Annotated in this window: 15 protein-coding genes; 4 read left to right on the forward strand and 11 right to left on the reverse strand. The window is 45.8% G+C overall.

What is annotated here, in order from left to right; genetic code table 11:
- The first annotated feature begins 32 nt into the window (after positions 1-32).
- The gene (locus tag ABIX36_RS08555; protein WP_348081748.1) at positions 33-1787 is read left to right on the forward strand and encodes a lysophospholipid acyltransferase family protein; all 1755 of its coding nucleotides are present in this window, start codon (positions 33-35) and stop codon (positions 1785-1787) included.
- A 283-nt stretch (positions 1788-2070) separates the two neighbouring features.
- On the opposite strand, the gene ABIX36_RS08560 is transcribed toward ABIX36_RS08555, so the two are convergent.
- The 11 genes from ABIX36_RS08560 to ABIX36_RS08610 form a co-directional block, all read right to left on the reverse strand.
- The gene (locus ABIX36_RS08560; protein ID WP_348081749.1) at positions 2071-2376 is read right to left on the reverse strand and encodes a GIY-YIG nuclease family protein; all 306 of its coding nucleotides are present in this window, start codon (positions 2374-2376) and stop codon (positions 2071-2073) included.
- Positions 2377-2482: 106 nt separating this feature from the next.
- A complete protein-coding gene (locus ABIX36_RS08565) occupies positions 2483-2986 on the reverse strand; it encodes an Mpo1-like protein (RefSeq protein ID WP_348081750.1) in 504 nt (167 codons plus the stop codon).
- An 83-nt stretch (positions 2987-3069) separates the two neighbouring features.
- On the reverse strand, positions 3070-4635 hold the full coding sequence (rny, locus tag ABIX36_RS08570) for a ribonuclease Y (RefSeq protein WP_348081751.1): 1566 nt from the start codon (positions 4633-4635) through the stop codon (positions 3070-3072).
- Positions 4636-4931: 296 nt separating this feature from the next.
- Positions 4932-5225: a cell division protein ZapA gene (locus ABIX36_RS08575; protein WP_128531644.1), complete on the reverse strand. Its 294-nt coding sequence runs from the start codon at positions 5223-5225 to the stop codon at positions 4932-4934.
- A gap of 21 nt (positions 5226-5246) precedes the next feature.
- Positions 5247-5537 carry a hypothetical protein gene (locus ABIX36_RS08580; protein ID WP_128531645.1) on the reverse strand — a complete coding sequence of 97 codons (291 nt, stop codon included), beginning with the start codon at positions 5535-5537 and terminating at the stop codon, positions 5247-5249.
- Between the two features lie 120 nt (positions 5538-5657).
- Positions 5658-8057: a phenylalanine--tRNA ligase subunit beta gene (pheT, locus tag ABIX36_RS08585; protein ID WP_348081752.1), complete on the reverse strand. Its 2400-nt coding sequence runs from the start codon at positions 8055-8057 to the stop codon at positions 5658-5660.
- A 250-nt stretch (positions 8058-8307) separates the two neighbouring features.
- Positions 8308-9363: an acyltransferase gene (locus ABIX36_RS08590; protein WP_348081753.1), complete on the reverse strand. Its 1056-nt coding sequence runs from the start codon at positions 9361-9363 to the stop codon at positions 8308-8310.
- Between the two features lie 143 nt (positions 9364-9506).
- Entirely contained in the window at positions 9507-9731 is a 225-nt protein-coding gene (locus ABIX36_RS08595; RefSeq protein WP_348081754.1) for a hypothetical protein, read from the reverse strand.
- Between the two features lie 597 nt (positions 9732-10328).
- Complete coding sequence (radC, locus tag ABIX36_RS08600) at positions 10329-11027, reverse strand: DNA repair protein RadC (RefSeq protein ID WP_128531648.1); 699 nt, start codon at positions 11025-11027, stop codon at positions 10329-10331.
- Between the two features lie 245 nt (positions 11028-11272).
- Complete coding sequence (gene rpsT / locus ABIX36_RS08605) at positions 11273-11527, reverse strand: 30S ribosomal protein S20 (protein ID WP_067190882.1); 255 nt, start codon at positions 11525-11527, stop codon at positions 11273-11275.
- 211 nt (positions 11528-11738) lie between these two features.
- Entirely contained in the window at positions 11739-11972 is a 234-nt protein-coding gene (locus tag ABIX36_RS08610) for a hypothetical protein (RefSeq protein WP_348081755.1), read from the reverse strand.
- A 341-nt stretch (positions 11973-12313) separates the two neighbouring features.
- On the opposite strand from ABIX36_RS08610, the gene ABIX36_RS08615 reads away from it, so the two are divergent.
- The 3 genes from ABIX36_RS08615 to ABIX36_RS08625 all read left to right on the forward strand — a co-directional run bounded on the left by ABIX36_RS08615 (position 12314) and on the right by ABIX36_RS08625 (position 20295).
- The gene (locus tag ABIX36_RS08615) at positions 12314-13279 is read left to right on the forward strand and encodes a zinc dependent phospholipase C family protein (protein WP_348081756.1); all 966 of its coding nucleotides are present in this window, start codon (positions 12314-12316) and stop codon (positions 13277-13279) included.
- A gap of 160 nt (positions 13280-13439) precedes the next feature.
- Positions 13440-13703, forward strand: coding sequence for a hypothetical protein (locus ABIX36_RS08620; RefSeq protein WP_348081757.1), 264 nt, complete (start codon positions 13440-13442; stop codon positions 13701-13703).
- A 109-nt stretch (positions 13704-13812) separates the two neighbouring features.
- Positions 13813-20295 carry an alpha-2-macroglobulin family protein gene (locus tag ABIX36_RS08625; RefSeq protein ID WP_348081758.1) on the forward strand — a complete coding sequence of 2161 codons (6483 nt, stop codon included), beginning with the start codon at positions 13813-13815 and terminating at the stop codon, positions 20293-20295.
- The last annotated feature ends 43 nt before the right edge of the window (positions 20296-20338 follow it).

The following is a 20338-nucleotide window of genomic DNA, read 5'->3' on the forward strand; positions in this document are numbered from 1 at the left end:
AATTTTACAATCATTTAATCCGTTTAAAAAGGATGAAAGTTATAACCACCGAGGAATTTGCCAAAGCAACTAAACTGGACAAACTAAAAATGCCCGGCTTGGCCTCCCTGCTGATGGAACTGATGAAAATTAACCAGGTAAACGACCTGTTTGCCCAGGCCCAGCCCAAACAAGGACCTGAGTTTGTAGACGCTATATTAAAAGGCTGTGGCATCGAAATAGAATTTGACGAACGCGAATTACGCCACATCCCAAAAGACGGCGCTTTTATAGCCATTGCCAACCACCCCTACGGCGGTATCGAGGGCATGGTATTGCTGAAGATCCTTTGCATGGCCCGGCCCGATGCCAAGCTGATGGCTAACTTCCTGCTGAAAAAGATCCCAAACCTTGCCGACTACTTTGTAGCCGTTAATCCTTTTGAGAATGTGGAGCATTCCAGCAGCATCAGTGGTTTAAAAAACACGCTGGAATTACTGGCCAAAGGAACGCCTATAGGTATCTTTCCGGCCGGGGAGGTATCTACCTTTAAGATGGAGAAAAAAGAGGTTACCGACCGCCTTTGGCACCCTGTAGTGGGTAAGATCATCGCCAAAGCTAAAGTGCCAGTGGTGCCTATTTACTTCCACGGCAATAACGGACTGCTGTTTAACCTACTTAGCCTTATTCACCCAGCACTGCGTACCGCAAAACTCCCTTCGGAATTATTTAACAAGCAGGGGCATACCATTAAACTACGCATTGGCAAGCCTATTAAAGTTGCCGATATCCCCGATAGTAATAACAGCGCCAAGGTGCTTAATTACCTGCGGGCCAAAACCTACGCGCTTGGTGCAGGGTTGGAGGAGGAGAAAAAAATTTTTAACCCCCGAAACCTCTTCAAGATAAAAAAACTGCCGGAGGCTATTGTGCCTGAGACCCTGGCCGATAAACTCGAAGCCGAGATAGCCCCCCTCCGCGAGCATTACAAGGTATGGACCGAGAAGAACTACGAGGTGTTCATCGCCCCTACTTCCGAGATCCCATGCACTATCCGCGAGATTGGCCGGCTGCGCGAAGTTACTTTCCGCGAGGTTGGCGAGGGTACCAATAAGGCTACCGACCTGGACGAGTACGATATTTACTACCATCACCTGTTCATATGGGATATGGAAGCCAAGATGATCGTTGGCGCTTACCGTATTGGTTTGGGCGATGAGATCTTTTATAGCGTTGGCAAAAAGGGTTTTTATATCAATGAGCTGTTTAAGTTAAGGGAACAGTTTACACCGATATTGAAGAAGAGCCTGGAACTGGGCCGTTCGTGGATCCGTAAGGAGTACCAGTTAAAGCCTCTGCCCCTGTTTTTGCTTTGGAAAGGCATCCTGAAATACCTGATGGATAACCCGCGCTATCGCTACCTTATTGGCCCGGTGAGCATTAGTAACTCCTTCTCACAATTCTCCAAATCGCTTATTGTGGATTACATCAACCGCAACCATTTCGACCATGAACTGGCGCAGTATGTAAAACCCCGCAAAAAATTCAAGGTAAACTTTGAGAACATTGATACCGACCTGCTGATGAGCGGCGGCGACAGCTTTAAAGGCCTGGATAACCTGATCTCGGAAGTGGAAACTCATCACATGAAGGTGCCTGTACTGCTTCGCCAGTACATCCAACTCAACGCGAAGATCATCAGCTTCAACATCGACCCTAAATTTTCTGATTGTTTGGATGGGTTCCTCGTATTAGATCTGGAAAAAGTGCCGCAGGATATTTTGGAGAAATTGGGGAAGAATCTGTAACCGGGATTTAACCGATTTTTACGATTTAGGGATTTTGAATTGCAAGGGGGCGTATGTACTGTCCGTCCGTTCAACCGTCCGCATTTTTCACGCGTCATTGCGGACACGAAGCAATTGCAACTCCCCGCGCGTCATCGCTGTACGGTACGAAGCAATCTCCCAATAGACAGGTTCGGGATTTCAATACAGTAAAGCACACCCGTCCGTCCAACTTACCGCACGTCATTGCTGTGAGGAATGAAGCAATCTCCCGATAGAAAAGTAGCCGATAGGTATTGGCAAACTATTCTGCCAGCAAGCCATCATATAAGTCTTTCCATTCCGGATTCATAGCGTTGACCAGTTTTCTTTTGTATTCCCTGTTGCCACCTTTAATTGTTTTTTCTGCTGCAATCGCTTCTTCGATGTGTGAATAAAAGTAGTAATAAACGAGTTTGTGGCAATTGTGCTTGGAAGTGAAGCTGGTAGGATAAGTTTTGTTTTTGTGATCCCAGATGCGGCTGAGTAACTCCGAAGAAACGCCTGTATACAACACGGAATTGTACTTATTTGCGAGAATGTACACGCAGTCGCCTCTTTGAAAAACCATATGGCAAAATAATAATTATTCAGGAACGTTGGCTATCTTTCTATCGGGAGATTGCTTCGTACCTCGCAATGACGCTGTGGGAGGAAGTGGCGGGAAAAGGTCGTCCCTAATACTTCCACCCAAACCTTTTAAACAAGCTATACAGCACCCATATCGGTGTGATAAGCACCAATTGGGTATCATCCTTAAATGATGCTTCATTGCCTTCTTTTTTACCGCCTATGTACTGGCCAAGCCAGGCAAGGGCCAGGAACAAGGTTCCCATCCAAATCAATGGAATGCCGCCGGCCTGTTCCCATACTGCAAGCTGAGATACGCCGTAGCTTAACGCAAATAATACCAGCAACATGGTATACGATAGTATTGGCGAAAGTTTAAGCGTGTAGTAAACGCAAAAGGCTATCAGGAACGATGCCCAGTTGAACATCTCGTTATAAGTACCTAAAAAAGCCAGGTGCGGAAATGGTATAGCCCAGGCAATACCCAGCGCGCCGAACAGCATCAGCGGTACACATATAAAGTGCAGCAGGCGGTTGGTTGGGTTTCGGTGACTTGCGTTAAGCCGGTTAAAATAAACATCTACGGGGCGCTCGTCTTTTTTGGGGAGCATAGGTTTAATCGTATTTGGTTTTGGTTTCGCCATAAAATAAAAAAGCCCTCCCCGGTTAGGAGAGGGCTCAAATTTAAGCTTTATTATTTTGCAAATGCTACCGCGCGGGTTTCCCTTATTACGGTAACTTTTATCTGGCCCGGATAGGTCATTTCTGTTTGGATACGGTTAGATATATCTGCCGCCAGTATCTCGCTTTGGGCATCGCTTATCTTTTCGCTCTCTACTACAACGCGCAATTCGCGGCCTGCCTGTATAGCGAATGTTTTCTCTACGCCAGGGTACGATAATGCAAGCTCCTCAAGCTCTTTTAAGCGCTTGATGTAACTTTCTACCACTTCGCGGCGTGCGCCCGGCCTTGCGCCTGATATAGCGTCACAAACCTGTATTATAGGCGATAGCATCGAGGTCATTTCCACTTCATCGTGGTGGGCGCCAATAGCGTTACATACTTCCGGGTGTTCCTTATATTTTTCGGCTAACTGCATACCCAAAATAGCGTGTGGCAGTTCCGGGTTATCATCTGGTACCTTACCAATATCGTGCAGTAAACCCGCGCGTTTGGCCAGTTTTACGTTCAGGCCCAGCTCTGCTGCCATGGTAGCGCAGAAGTTGGCAACCTCGCGCGAGTGCTGCAACAGGTTTTGCCCGTACGATGAACGGTAACGCATCCTGCCTACCATCCTTATCAGTTCCGGGTGCAGGCCGGTGATACCTAAATCTATCACGGTACGCTCGCCTATCTCAACAATTTCTTCTTCTATCTGCTTGCGGGTTTTGGCAACTACCTCTTCAATACGCGCCGGGTGGATGCGTCCGTCCGTCACCAGGCGGTGCATTGCCAGACGGGCAATCTCCCTGCGGACAGGGTCGAAGCCTGAAAGGATAATCGCTTCCGGGGTATCATCCACAATAATTTCAATACCGGTTGCTGCTTCCAGCGCGCGGATGTTGCGGCCTTCCCTACCAATGATACGGCCTTTGATCTCGTCGTTCTCGATGTTGAAGATAGATACCGTGTTCTCGATAGCGCTTTCGGTAGCGGTACGCTGAATGGTTTGGATCACTATCTTTTTAGCCTCTTTGGTAGCGGTAAGCTTGGCTTCGTCTACAATGTCCTTTATCTGCGCCATCGCCTTGCTGCGGGCCTCTTCGCGCAGGTTATCAATCAGCTGGTTCTTGGCATCTTCGGCACTTAGGCCTGCAATAGTTTCCAGTTCTGATACGTGCTGATTTTTCAGGTGCTCAACTTCTTCCTGCTTTTTGGCAAGGCTATCGGTTTGGGCATCCAGTTTTTTACGCGCATTATCAAGCTCACTCTCCTTGCGGTTCATGTTCTCCAGCTTCTGGTTAAAAGATTGCTCTTTTTGTTTGATGCCGTTCTCGCGCTGGTTAAGCACATTGTTCTTGGTGTTTACCTCCTGCTCATGCTCGGCTTTTAATTGAAGGAATTTCTCCTTGGCCTCTAACTGGCGGTTCTTTTTAAGGATCTCGGCGTTATTCTCAGCTTCCTTTAATATCTTCTTTACTTTATTCTGGGCGTTTACTTCCTGGTCTTTAAACAGCTTCCTCAGCAGGAAGCGGCCTATGACGATGCCCGTCGGTACGCCTACAAGGAGCCCGATGATCAGGTACAAAAATGTGTTCATTTCTTAGGTTATATAAATAAAAAAAACCGCAACTAAACTTCTAAGTGTTCATGTATTGTTAAAACTTCTGGTCGGATGGCTCGGGATCACGGGTTACCGTAAATTACACGATCAACGCATGCCTCTTTGATCCGTAGATATTGAAGCGTTAAGTTTTTAATAGTGAAAACTTAAAATTTAACTGCGGTTAAATCTTAAATGGCTCGGGTAGAGTTTAAAGTCGAAAGTTTAAAGTAGAAAGTATTGTTTAACTTCTTACTTTGCACTCAGGGCTTCTTCTACTTATTTAAAGAACGTTATTGTTTAGAAAAAAAATCGGTCAGCAGGTGATCTAAATGATAAACCTTTTCCGTCACTTCAGAATCATCCGACGTAACTTTCTTATCCGCTTTTAATGAGGATGTTGCGTAATGCAGCACACACATCGAAAGCAGATCCTGTTTATCGCGAACCGCATAGTTCTCCTGGTACTCTTTTATGCGATCGTTAATCAGCTTAGCTGCCCTTCTTATTATCTCTTCTTCTTCCATGTTCACCTTTAAGGGGTAAACTCGGTCGGCAATATTTATTTTTATTGAGATTTCTCCCATTTGAGCTTTTCACTTTTCGTATTACTTTTTCAGCAATACAATACACTTATCTATTTCCTGCACAAAGTCGTTAATTTTTTGCTTAATGTCAACACTTTTTTCATTTGTTTCTGAAAAAGATTTTGCCAGTTTCAATACACGAAGCTTTTCTTCCAGGTCTTTCGTCTTGTTTTTACTGGCATCAAGCGCGGCGTTTAAGGCATCGCTTTCCAGTTTAAGCAGGTCGTTTTCTTCCTGTAGCGCAGCACAAAGCTCTATTAACCGCTCGGTTTTATATACAACTTTTGTTAATTGTTCTGCTACTGAAGGCATCGTTAGTTAAAAATGTTTAAAAAGGTTGTAAAAGTTGAAAGGGTTGTAGAGGTTGCAAACGTTAAAGAGATTAAAGGTCTAAATTTTCAAACCCTTCCAACTTTTACTAACCTTTCTAACCTATTTCCTGATCTCCGCTCCTGCTTCTTTGTCTAAATTATAAATTAATTTCTGCATCGTGGCATCAATTGCCTTATCGGTTAAAGTTTTTTCGGTGTCCTGCAAAATAAAGCTGAGGGCGTACGATTTTTTGCCCGCCGGGAGTTTATCGCCCATGTACACGTCAAACACATTCACCTCTTTCAGCAGCTTTTTGTCCGTCCGGCCGGCTATCTGCTTTAACTGTCCAAAGGTAACGCTCTTATCTACCAGCATACTCAGATCGCGCCTTACGGCAGGGAACTTGCTTACTTCCTGGTACACAATTACGTTCTTGCGAACCAGCTTCAACAACACGTCGAAATCAAAATCGGCATAAAAAACTTCCTTATCCACATCGGCCTTTTTTAGGGCCGCAGGCGCTACCGAGCCAAAGCTTACCAGCACTTTATTCCCGCGCAGGTATTGCAGCCCGTAGGCTAAGCCGTTGGCTGTAGCCTCTTCGGTGGTATAATCGGTAATGCTCAGTTTTTTGAGGATGCCATCAACAACCGCCTTTAAATTATAGAACGATGTACCTACGGCCTTGCCGTTCCATTGCTCGCTTTTGTAAGCGCCGGTAAGGAAGATAGAGAAGCGCTGGGCCTCTACATACTTCTCATCAACAAAACTGTAGATCTTACCAAACTCATACAGTTTCAGGTCCGCAGCCCGGTGATTTTGGTTGTAGGCGACAGATTCCAACCCCGAGTACAACATGCTCTGGCGCATTACATCCAGATCGCTGCTGAGCGGATTCAAGATCTTTACGGCGTGCTCCAGATCGTCAGAATAAGCCGATTTAGTTAACGAGTTGTTCATGATCTCGTTGAAGCCATTGGCGCTCAGCAGATCAGATATAGCGTTCTGCACGGTATCTTTCTCCGGGCGGATGGAGTTGTTTAACGATGCTCGGATCTGCGTTGGGATCTCGATATTGTTGTACCCGTAAATACGTAAAATCTCCTCCACAATATCCACATCGCGCGTTACATCCACACGGTAAGGGGCCACTTTTAAGCTTAAACCCTCTTCAGTTCCCGTTACAATGGTAATATCCAGCCCGGTAAGGATGGCCTTGATGGTATCGTGCCCAATGGCTTTGCCAATGAGCCTGTCGATGGTTTTGTAAGTAACTTCAATCTCGAAAGGTGCTACCGGGTTAGGGTAGTTATCAAACACTTCTGATGATACCACACCGCCTGCTACCTGCTGGATGAGCAAGGCCGCGCGCTTTAGGGCGAATACGGGCATATCAGGGTCGGTGCCACGCTCAAAACGGAAGGATGCATCGGTTTTTAAACCGTGCCTCTTGGCCGTTTTACGTACCGACACAGCGTTAAAGTATGCGCTCTCTAAAAAGATGCTGGTGGTAGCCGCGTTAACGCCGCTTTTTGCACCGCCAAATACACCGGCAATACACATCGGCTCTTCGGCGTTGCATATCATCAGGTCATCGGCAGATAGTTTCCTATCCACGTCATCCAATGTTTTAAACACAGTGCCTTCGGCTACGGTTTTTACTACAACCTTGTTGCCGGTAATGGCCGAGGCATCAAAGGCGTGCAGGGGCTGGCCAAGTTCGTGCAGTACATAGTTGGTAACATCTACCACATTGTTTATGCTGCGCACGCCAATCACCGCCAAACGCTCTTTAAGCCATTGTGGCGACTCTTTAACCGCTATGCCCGAGATGGTTACGCCGGCATACCTTGGTGCAGCCTGTTCGTTCTCTACCACCACCTCAATAGGGCTATCGGTGTTATCCACCTTGAAAGCGCTAACACCGGGTTTGGTGATGCCTATCTTGAGGAATGCGGCGATATCACGGGCGGTACCCAGGTGCGATACCGCATCCGCACGGTTTGGCGTAAGGCCAATCTCGTACATGTAATCGTCGTTCAGTTTAAAGTACGCTTTTGCCGGCGTGCCTACAGGGGCATCAGCATCAAGCACCATAATGCCCGCATGATTGCTGCCGAGGCCTATCTCATCTTCGGCGCAGATCATCCCTTCGGATACCTCGCCGCGTATTTTAGATTTGTTTATTTTGAATGGCTCGCCCACAGTTGGGTAAACCGAAGTACCAACAGTAGCCACCACTACCTTTTGCCCTGCCGCTACGTTAGCAGCGCCGCAAACAATGTTAAGCGGCTCTGCGCCACCAACATCAACCTTGGTAACGTGCAGGTGATCGCTGTTTGGGTGATCTACGCACTCCAGCACGTAACCAATAACCAGCCCTTCCAGCCCACCGGGTATAGCCTGTACCTTTTCGAGGCTCTCTACCTCCAAACCTGTACCGGTGAGTATCGTAGAGATCTCTTCGGGGGTTTTATCTGTATCAATAAATTCTTTAAGCCAGTTGTACGATATCTTCATTATAGCAGAATGATAATCGGCAAAGATACGAAGTGGAGAAGTGAAAAGTCAAAAGTAAAAAGTCAAAAGTAAAAATAGTTGCAGTAACGGTTGTTGTAGGGGGAGTGGCGGTAGCAGTTGCGGAGTGGCGCTGGCTCTTGTTGTCCGTCCGCTTTGGGAGGACTCACCCCGACGAGGCTACGCCTCGTCGACCCTGTCAATGCAGTCCGCTTTGTCCGCATGTATAGTCACTCCTGCAGACGGACAAAACCTAAACGGCTACCGCTTGCTTTTCCCCTGCTTTCTTCAGCTTTAAAAAAGGCTTCTCTACCAGCGTGTAACTTAAAAAGGCCGCGAGGCAGGTTAGCGCAAGGCTGATGAAAAGTATACCCCAAAAGCCCAGCGATGGGTAGTAGGCGGTAATAATTAGCTGTTGTATGGGGAAGGCGTAGATGTACAGCCCGTAAGAGATATCGTACTTTAAGTTGATGGTAAAGTTGGCGAAACCCTTTACCGCTATAAGAGCTATTAGCAAGGGTTCGGCAATTGCAAAGCCGCCGTTACGCAGCAACACTATCGCCAGCAGCAGCAAAAACACCTGCCCTTTAATATCTATCGTCAAATCGTTGCGGAATACGTACAGGGCGGCGCCACAGAGGTAAGCGGTATATAATTTAAGCGTGTTGCCAAGGGTTAAAACCGATGGCCCGAAGGTTTTTGAGGTATCGTATAGGTTTACCACGTAAACCGTATAAACCAGCGCCAGCAGTATTAAAAACGCCGCTTTGTTTTTATTAATGAGCGCAAACAAGCCAATAATAAGGGTAAGCAGATAACATTTTGCCTCGGGTAAGAGGCTCCACAGGCTGCCGTTTAGCGCTTGCTTAACAATGCCATGGCTAACTACATCGCCCAGGCTCCATTGGTTTATATGCAGCAGAGCGTTACTGTACACGTAAGATAAAGCCCCATCGTGCGCCCGGTAATTAAAGCCTGCCAGCGTGTGCCGGTTTAAATAATACAATGCCGGGGCAATAATAAAACCTGTTACCACCAGGCAAACCCAAAAGCCCGGCAATATGCGCAACGCCCTGTTCAGCAGAAAGCTGTACGCACTGGTGGCCCTATCAAAACTGGAGGTGATTAAAAAACCGCTAAGGGTAAAAAAGCCCATTACGCCAATATCTGCCAGGGTGGTTTGCCCCTTGGAGAAAACAAAGATGGGCTCGGCGGTATCGCGCCCGGTTAAAAAATACGAGTGAGATATAAATACAAACAGCGCGAATAATACGCGCAATGCATCAAAGGCATTTTTGTTGTGTGGCATTAGGCGGCTTTAGCAAGCATCTAATGTATACAATTTTAGCCAAGAAGCGTTAATTCAGCCTAAAAAGCAGAGGAGTTCCTTGTCCGCAACCCGTCCACCAAGGTTGGACACCCAAAAGCGGACAGACAGCGAAAAGGGGTTAATTATTCATCATCGTCTGCAGGTGCATCATCCAGGTTGAGAGTGTAGGCAGATTCGGCAGCATCATAAGCACGCTGCAGGGGGGCGCTTTCGTTTATTTCGCCGGTAGGTTCGTTGGTTTCGTCGAAACCGTTGGAGTGGATATCCTGCTGGCTTACCTGGTCTTCGTTCTCGGTTTGGCCAAGTTGGTCGTCTTGTGCTAATTGGTCGTCTTCGGGCTGTATCATGGTGTTTGGGTTTTAAAATTTGTTTAAGTAGAACGAGGGAGGGCTTGCGTTGTTTGCGGGAATTTAGGATTTCGAAATTCGAATGTTCAATTTCGAATTTATGGGTGAAATACAGAGCCCGACGAACCTAACGAAAGCCCTTCTAAATCGGCCTTGCCTTGTTCGGCAACCACAGGCACTGCTAAAGCACAACCTTTAATAGATCAGGGCGCAGCCGAGAGTTTTTTCTTTGGTTACTTTATTTTTTGCGGAAAAAAAGAAAGTAACATCCACTGACAATGATTACTTACAAAACGCTGCTAACAAGGCACTGATTATTTTAGTGCTCACTTTGAAAGGCGGCTCAATTATTTCAGTGCTCCGTTAGGTATGGCAGTGACTGCCGTTACGCCTGTGGATGTTCATTTCTTTTGACACCAAAAGAAACGAACCAAAGAAAAGTGCCGGCTTGGTTCCGCCCTATGTACGTTAGTGCTATTTCAGTGACAGTGCCACCCGTGCGTAATGCTATGCCGGTTTTTTAGGTTATCGTCCCGTTCGTCGGGCTCTTTGTTGGGTGAAATTATTTCGAATGTTCAAATCCCAAATCCGAAACCCCTAAAGCATCTCCTCATCGGCAAAGCTAAAATAACCCTGGTCGGATATGATCAAATGATCCAGCACGGTTATATCCAGCAGCCTGCCGGCCTCCACCATCTTTTTGGTGAGGAAAATATCCTCGCGACTCGGTTTCAGGTTGCCCGATGGGTGGTTGTGGATCAGCACAATGCTGCTGGCCTGGTGCTGTATGGCAACATGGTAAATAATCCGCGGGTCGGCAACGGTGCCGTTTAAGCCGCCCTTGCTAATGAGTTCCTTGCCTATCACCTTTGTTGCACGGCTTACCAGCACTATCCAAAATTCCTCGTGGTTAAGGTCCATCAGGTGGCGGCGCATTACGTTATAAATATCGCGGCTGCAGGTTAGGATTTCGGGCGCTTTTGATTCGGTTTCGCCACGGCGGCGGCCAATTTCCAGTGCCGCTATAATGCTGATGGCTTTGGCTTCGCCGATGCCTTTAAATTTAGATAGCTCGCTAATGCCGGCTTTACCCAGCTTGTTCAGGTCGTTATCGTAATGGTGCAGAATACGTTTGCTTAGCTCTACGGCGGTTTCGTTACGGCTGCCGCTACCAATGAGTATGGCTATGAGTTCGGCATCTGTAAGGGCACGGCGGCCCTGCCCGCTTAGCTTTTCGCGCGGTCGGTCTTCTTCGGCCCAGCTTTTTATGCTTAAATTATTACCGTATTCTTCCAAGGGTAGGTTTGGGTTTTGTAAGCCTAAAGTAGGAAATAAAAGGGAATGTATCTGAATCAGGATTTACAGAATTTTAAAATGAACAGAATTCAGGGCTTTACCTTGAAAGGATGGATAACTAACCCAACTCAGTATTTTTATTCTGAAAATTATTTAATCCTGTAAATCCTGATTCAGACAAACAACCCACAACAAAAAGGGATAACACTTTCGTATTATCCCTTTCAATATATCGTGTTAAGCGATTAGCTTAAAGCGTTTACAAATTTAGTAAGCTTAGATTTGTTGTTAGAAGCCTTGTTTTTGTGAATAACGTTCTTTTTAGCCAAACGATCTAACATAGAGATCACTTTAGATAATAAAGGAGTAGCATCAACCTTAGTTGTTGTACCTCTTAGTTTTTTAATAGCGTTCCTGGTGGTTTTTGCCTGGTACCTATTGCGCAGACGCTTCGCAGCGTTTGACCTGATTCTTTTTAAGGATGATTTATGATTTGCCATCGTACAGCTTGTTATTCTTTCTTTATTTTTAGAGGTGCAAATATAGGTTGATAAATTTTAATTTGCAAACACATTGTATATATTTTTTGACGAAGGCTAAAAGATGAAGGAGAAAGGAGGATTAACGTCCGCCCCGTCCGTAAAATTCCGCACTCGAAAACGGACGGACAGCAGATTATTCCTTCTTCTTATCAGGGGCAATCACAACCGGCTACTCTAACTTATAAAACCTCCCGAGGATGGCAAAATACCGTTGCCTGATATATCCTTCATTGGCGGTTATAAAGTCAGCCGAATAAATGCTGCACACAACATAATTTACTTTTCTGCCTTCGTCTTTAAACTCTTGTTCGTCCAAATAATTTCGGAAAGAAGTTTCGCCCGGGTTTGTCACAACAAAAAGCAATAATATGGCACCGAAAAAATAAACTATCTTCTTTTTCATTTGGTTTCGTTACCTCAAAGTTAGTAATTGGGGTTTATAATTACCCTTTTATAATGAGGCATATAACCTCGCCCTAACTCTACAAATTCGTTAAGTGCAAAAAACAGCTACAGATTTTATTCATGGCGTTGCCTTCGGCCCGGGCTATACGCTGCAACTCCTCATTCCACCCCCACCGATAGAAGTGGCGACTTCATTTCGGGGTTTCCGCTTCTATCCCTAACGCACTTTGTCCGAATCAGAATTTTCACGATTTGTGGAATCTTTCGAATTAATAACTACTCATTCTCCTAATTCTGTAAATTCGCCAATTCCTTAAAATTCGAGTTCAGACAATCTTAATGAAGCGCTCCCTCCTACTATCTATCGCCGCCATCACCATTATCATTTCCTGCAGCTCATGGGGTTTCTTTGCGCATTACCGCATCCACCGGCTGGCGGTTTTTACGCTCCCTAAGGGCATGGCCGGTTTTTATAGGGCCAATATCAATTATATTACCGAGCATGCTGTAAGCGCCGATAAAAAGCGCTATGTTGATTCGCTGGAAGCACCGCATCATTTCTTTGATGCTGACCATTACGGCAAACAGCCCTTTAAAGCCATGCCGCAGCACTGGATAGATGCCGCCGCAAAGTACTCAAGTGATACCCTTAACAAATACGGCACCGTTCCCTGGATCATCAACGCCAACTATTACTGGCTGGTGAAAGCCTTTAAACGGCACGATACCACCGCCATCCTCACCATATCTGCCAACCTGGGGCATTACATCTCAGACGCACATACGCCCCTGCACCTTACCGAAAATTATGATGGGCAGCTTACCAACCAGGCCGGCGTACATTCTCTTTGGGAAAGCCGCCTGCCCGAGCTTTACAGCAACCAATACAATTACCACGTGGGTAAAGCCCGCTACATCAGCAATCCGCTTGCCGAAGCCTTCAGCATTTGCCGCAGCAGCTTTAAAAGTGTGGATACCGTGCTGCGCTTCGAGCGGATCTTGAACAAGCGCTTTACCGATAGCACCAAATACGCCATGGAGCAGCGCGGCACGCGGATGGTAAAAGTGTATTCAGTAGCGTATAGCAAGGCTTACCACAAAATGCTGGCAGGCATGGTGCAGCGTAAAATGCGGCAGTCTATATTAAGTGTGGGTAGCTTCTGGTTTTCGGCATGGGTAGATGCCGGGCAACCCGATCTGAATAAGCTAATAGAGAAGCCTCTCACTTTAGAGGAAGGACGGAAGATAAAGGAAGAAGAAGTTTTGTACAGAGCGGGGAAAGTGTTAATTTTAGAGAAACCATAGCCCTCGTGAAAACCCTCGCCACCCTGCTTGTTTTATTGTATTGTTCTACTGTTTTCGGTCAGCCACCGGCAGATAAACTTGAGAAAAAGGTATTAGCCGTCGTGCGCACCGTACCCGAGGTAAGGGTTTTTACAATTACTCCAAAAAACAGCAACCCACCATGCTCTACAACGGCCGCCCTACTAAAGACCTTAATTATTACTGGGTACAAGTTGGCTACGGGAACGGCGGCATGATGCGGACCATCTTCCATTTTTACATCCAGCCAAAAACTTTCGAAGTATTTTATGTAGACCTCGCAACATCCCGTGGCGGCCTCGGCGTGTTATCCCTAAACAAATGGCGGCAGCTGCGCAATACACCCGGTTGGAATAAAGCCCACTACTATGAGTATGGGAAATTGGTGGTGGACCGGGGTGAATAATTAAACCGACGGGATTTTAAACTGACGGTTTTATGGAATTAGTACTCATACTGCATCATGCTAAATATCTCACTAATCTGTTATCTTTAGCACATTAAAACACCTAAACATGCCATCCACATTTTCCAAAACGCTCCGGTATATATTCCTTGCCTGTTTTTTGTTTGCCGGCGGTTCAGCATCGGCGCAAAAAAACTATCATAATATCCTGTTTAAGATAGATTCGCTGATAGATGTAGGATTGCCAAAATCGGCCCTTGCCGAAGTGGACATACTGGATGCGCTGGCACGGAAAGAAGATAACACCTCTCAAACTATCCGTGCGGTATTATACAGGTTAAAACTGCAAACCTACCTGGAAGATGATGCGCTGGTAAATGTTATCAACACGTTAAGAGTGGATATTGATGGTGCCGGCTACCCTGTAAAACCTATTTTACAATCTTTTCTGGCAGATATGTACTGGAGCTATTACCAACAGAACCGCTATAAATTTGCCAATCGCACCCGCCTCGAAAAACATGACGTAGATTTCCGCGACTGGGACCTCGCTTCCCTTATCAACGAAACGACCCGTCTTTATAACTTATCCTTACAAGATGCGGAAAAGGAACAACAAACCCCAGTTGATATTTTAGACGGCATCCTCACCGGAGAAAAAAACTTCCGGTATTTACGCCCCACGCTTTATGATATGCTATCACACCGCGCGTTTGAGTACTTCCTGGCGGATGAGCCGGCCATAACCCGGCCTAAAATGCCTTTTACTTTAAATGATACCCGCTTTTTTGGCGACAGCAAAAAGTTTATACAATTGCCCGTTACCACTACAGATACCAACTCTACCTGGTACCGGGGTATTAAATTTTTACAGCAGGGCATCGCTTTCCATTTGAAAGCGAATAACCCCAAAGCCCTTGCCAACCTCGACATGCAGCGGTTGAACTTTATATACGATAATAGCAACATTAGTAATAAGGATACTTTATACATAACCGCCCTTAAAGGCATCGCTGCAGATTCATCGGCCGGTAACTTACGAGCCGATGCGCTGTACACTATAGCCAGCCATTATAATAGTGAGCTTGCAAACGGAACTATGGCCATGGTTTATCTTAAACAGGCTATCGCTAATTATCCAAAAAGCTTTGGTGCGATAAACTCGTCCAATCTGATGAAAGACATCCTTCAAAAAAAGCTTGAAGCTACTTTGGAAGATATCAACTCTCCCGATAAACCAATTCTCTCGTTGTTAGAATATTGCAACATTACGGCCGCGCGCTACCGCATATATCGCTTAACATCCGCTCAGCTTGCCCTGCTCGGCAAAATGGATAAACATGATGGAGATATACTACCAGGCAATCAAACAGAAGCGTACCTTAAAAAATTAAACCCCGTGCAGGATAAGGTGTTGGAACTACCCGGCACTAACGACTATAATACACACAAAACCGAGTTTAAGATAGATGCACTTGCTAAAGGCACTTACGTGTTACTACTGCAACAGGCCACTACCCGGGATAGTTTAATGCAACTAACCAACTTTAGGGTAAGCGGGCTTGCCTACCTGGCGCGCACCTTGCCACATGGCAGTAGAGAGATAAGGGTTGTTAACCGCGAAACAGGCGCCCCTGTAAAGGGAGCGGCGGTAACCGCTGTCTACATTGGCGATCGTTATAGCCAGGCCAAAACAAAACCCATAATGGTAAAAGGGCTTACCGATGCCAGGGGCGCATTGATATTTACGGTTCCCGGTAACTATATCGATATTGATGTGCATTATAGTGGCGATCAGGTACACAGCAAAGAGAAAAGCATTTACAGCGCCACACTTAGCTACCGGGATACAATAACCCCGAAACCAAGAACGCTATTTTTTACCGACAGGCAAATTTATCGCCCCGGGCAAACCATCTATTTTAAAACACTGCAAGTGCAAACGCTAAACGGTAAAAGCAGCATTGTGCCCAATGCCAGCCTTGAGGTTAAAATGAAAGATATGAACTCAAGGCAATTGGCATCGGCAAAATTAATAACCAACGATTTTGGCTCCGCCGCATCGTCTTTTACTCTTCCTCAAAATATAATCAATGGTTCGGTTTACCTTTTTACCGAAACCGGCTCGATAACGGTTACCGTGAGCGAATACAAACGCCCAACCTTCAGCACTTTATTTGAGCCTTCTACAAAGAATTATAAGCTGAACGACAGCGTTATAGTTAAAGGAACAGTAACCGCATTTTCGGGCTACGGGCTATCAGAGGCGCGCATAGCTTACCGTGTCACCAGATCGCGCGATATGGGCATACCGTACAGTCATCGGGGTTTAAAAAAGAACTATTACAGCCGCGGCACTGATGAAATAGCCACAGACACCATAAAAACCGATGAGCAGGGGAAATTCGAACTTACATTTTTAGCCATACCGGGGGAAGAAAACGAGCCGGATATTTCGTACCTCTTTAACATCGCCGCAGATGTTACCGATGCCAATGGCGAAACGCAAAACGCGGGCACAAGCTTATCATTAAGCAATAAACCCATTCAACTGGAGTTCGCCTTGCCAGACATGGCAATGCCAAAAACAGCTATAGATGCTACACTGATGCTGTTTAACTCGGGCCACCAGCGTAAAAACGGGCAAGCTACTGTAGTGGTGTACGCGCTAAAAAGCCCGGGCGAGTTTTTTAAAACCCGCCTTACCGCCAACCCCGATAAATGGCTGTTGAGCCGCGAAGATTATCACAAAAACTTCCCTGGTTTTGCTTACAAGGGCGAAGACGATTACAAAAACTGGGAGCGCCTGCAAAAAACACAAAGCTTTGAATTTGACCTGAAGGATACCGATGCAGGAAGGGTTGACCTAAGCAAGTTGTTCAATTCACCGGTCGGGGTTTATGCTGTAGTGGTAAACGCCAAAAACGAAAGCGGCGACACTACCTCGGTGATTAAATACATCAATATTATTAAAGAGGAAGCGCCTATTCAAAAAAATGAGAACTGGGTGCTACCCATCAGCACCACTGTGCAGCCGGGACAGCCTGCCGAGTTTTTTGTAGGGATAAATAAAAGCTGCAGTGTATTGCTGGAAACTTACGACGAAGATAAACTGCTTAGTTCCCGATTGGTTGCTTTAAGCCCCGGGCCACCACAAAAAATAAGTATACCCGTCCCTGCAACAAAACGCAACACGTTCACCGTGCAGTTTGTCATGATAAACGGTAACCGGATTTACAAGTATTACGAGCGTGTTTTGGTTGCCGATACCATTAAACCGCTCAACATACGCTTTTTAACCATGCGTAATAAACTGCAACCCGGCGATAAGGAACAGTGGAAACTGGAAATTACCGGTAGCGAGGGCAAACAGGCTTCGGAGTTACTTGCAGGTATGTACGATGCCTCGTTAGATGATATTACCCCCCCTGCAAGTTGGCGATACCTGTTGGCCACCACCGGCATAAATGGTTGTTTTGAATGGAGGTCTGAACCAATCTCGGCGACTGTGAATACAATGAACGAGTATGAAAGCCCCGATTATGACCGCACCAACACCGATATTAAATATGAAACTATAGACATGCTTGGTTTTAACTATTTTGGTTATTATAACGATAACTACGAAAATTTCCGGCAGGCTGTGAGCGAATTACACCTTAGCACATTAAGCGATAAAAAAATTGCAGCAAAATACGCCCGGAACGCAACACTTGTAAACAACGGCTATGATGTGGTTGGCAAAGTTTTGGGGAACCGCTCGGGCTTGGCCGGTGTTACCGTGCGCATAAATAATTCCAATATCAGCACGGTTTCAAATTCGCTGGGCTACTTTAAAATAAAAGTGCCGGTAAATGCGATACTGGTTTTTAGCGCAAAAGATTGGGCAACAAAAAGGCTTAATCCCCCAAAGGGAATAAAACTTATTGTACAAATGAAATCTTTGGCACAAGTACTATATGAACGAGAATTAATGTTAGCGGATCCGGGTGTTAAATCACAAAAAGGTGACCCCAACGCCGATATACGTATTAATGAACCTGTGGGCAATTCTGATGTAACGCAGGTGGTGGAAGAAAACTCTTTGGGATTTTTCAACAATGCGCAGGTAAGCGGATATCTCGCTTTCGCACCTCCGGTAATTAAAGCTGATAAAGAGCCGGCGATGATGTATGACGAGCTATACGACCCCAAACTACGCCAGAAAGTTGCTGCATTTAAGACCGCACTTACCAACCGCAAACCAATAACCATCCGTAAAAACTTTAACGAAACAGCTTTCTTTTACCCGCAGTTGCGCACCGATGCAAAAGGACAGGTAACCATAAGCTTCACCATCCCGGAGGCTCTTACCAAATGGAAATTCCGGGGTGTAGCTTACAATCAAAAATTGCAAACGGGCTATATCGAGCAATTGGTTATCACCCAAAAGCAAGTGAGCATAAGCGCCAATATGCCGCGCTTTTTAAGGGAAGAGGATACGCTTGTAGTTTCGGCAAGGGTGGTAAACTTATCGCCAGGCAACTTAAAAGGCGAGGCGCAGTTGCTACTGTTTAACGCGCTTACCATGCAACCGGTAAACCTTTTTGCTAAAGGGGATAACGGTACGCAACGCTTTAGCGTGGATAGCGCAACAACCAAAACTGTATCGTTTAAACTCATTATTCCCGCCGGGTTGGAAGCGCTTACTTATCGTTTAACCGCCAACGCAGGGGACTATACCGATGGTGAAGAAAACACCCTACCTGTATTACCAAACCGAATGCCGGTTACCGAAACCATGCCCTTAATGGTACGTGCCGGGCAAACTAAAACCTTCAGTTTTGATAAACTGATAAACCAAAGCAGCAACACCTTACAAAACAAAACCCTCACACTGGAATACACGCAAAACCCGGCATGGGCTGCCGTGCAGGCATTGCCTTACATGATGGAGTTTCCTTACGGGTGTTCCGAGCAGATCTTTAGCCGGTTTTATGCCAACAGCTTTGCTGCCTATATTGTAAACAGCAACCCTAAAATTAAGCAGGTATTGGAGCGCTGGAAAGCAACAGATTCTAAAGAATTGCTTTCCAACCTGGAAAAAAACGCGGAGCTAAAATCTGTACTGTTGGAAGAAACGCCATGGTTACAGGATGCAGCAAATGAAACTGAACAGAGAAAGCGTATAGCCCAATTATTCGACCTGAATAAAACGAGTTACGAACTGAACGAGAACCTCCTTAAACTGCAAAAGAAACAGTTATCAAACGGGGCTTTCCCATGGTTTGGTGGAACATATGCCGACAGATACATCACCCAGCACATAGTTGCCGGTATTGGCCAGCTTAATAAAACAGGTATTACCGGTGAAGCCGCACCTACCCTGCAAGGCATTGGTAATCGGGCGCTGGCATACCTGGCTAAACAATTGGTTGAAGACGAAGCCGAACGAAAAAAATATGATAAAAAATATCAGAGCAGAAATTTAGATAACATAGAGATACATGCGTGGTACGCCTATAGTTATTTTAAAGAGACTAAAGTAGCCGGGGAACTGAAGGAAGTGCGAAAGAACTATCTTGCCCGCGCCGCCGCCCAGTGGACCAGCCGCAGCGAGTACGAAAAAGCGATGATCGCCCTTACACTGTATCGCATGGGTGATAAGGACGCTACCGCGGCAATTATCAAGTCGCTAAAAGAAACCGCCCGCCAGTCAGATGAGTTGGGGATGTATTGGGCGGCGAATACTTATGGCTATTATTGGTACGAATCGCCTGTGGAAACGCAGTCGTTGATTATTGAATTGTTTACCGAAGCGACCAATGACCCTGCTGCGGTTGCCGAAATGAAAATTTGGTTATTACGCAACAAACAAACCAATAATTGGCGCACTACCAAAGCTACGGCAGCGGCATGTTATGCTTTATTGATCAAAAGCGGCAACGTTTTATCAGATACCGCAAAAGTAAACATCAGCATAGGCGGCAAGCCATTAGCACAATTAAAGCCCGAAATTAAAGCTGAGGTGGGCACAGGTTATTTAAAAACCACCTGGGTTGATGAACAGATAAAACCTTCGTTTGGCAATGTAAGGGTGGCTAACATGGACAAAACCATCAACTGGGGAGCCCTATACTGGCAATACACCGAAAAACTGGATAAGGTTACACCATCCAATACCAATGTGCAGATGAAACGTAAATACTACATTAAAAAGCAAACCGACAGCGGGCCGATGCTGGTGGCAGTTGATGCAACTCATTTGCCAAAAACAGGGGAAGTATTAAAAGTAGTTCTCCATTTAAAAGCCGACCGCGATTTCGACTATATTCACCTGAAAGACATGCGCCCTGCCGGTACCGAACCGATCAACAGCCTGTCGGAATATAAATATCAGGATGGCCTATATTATTATCAGGCAACCAAAGATGTAGCAACCAACTTCTTTATTAGTCGCCTAAACAAAGGAACCTATGTATTCGAATACGAATTACGTGTGGTACAACCCGGCAACTATGCAACCGGTATTACCAGCCTGCAAAGTATGTATTCACCCGAGTTTAATGCGCATAGCGATGGTGGAAGGATAACGTTTATGCCGCAGAATTGAAATAAAAAAAGCCCTCCTTTTTGGGGAGGGCTCGAGATATATA

Source organism: Mucilaginibacter sp. (assembly GCF_039925265.1).
Lineage (GTDB): Bacteria > Bacteroidota > Bacteroidia > Sphingobacteriales > Sphingobacteriaceae > Mucilaginibacter.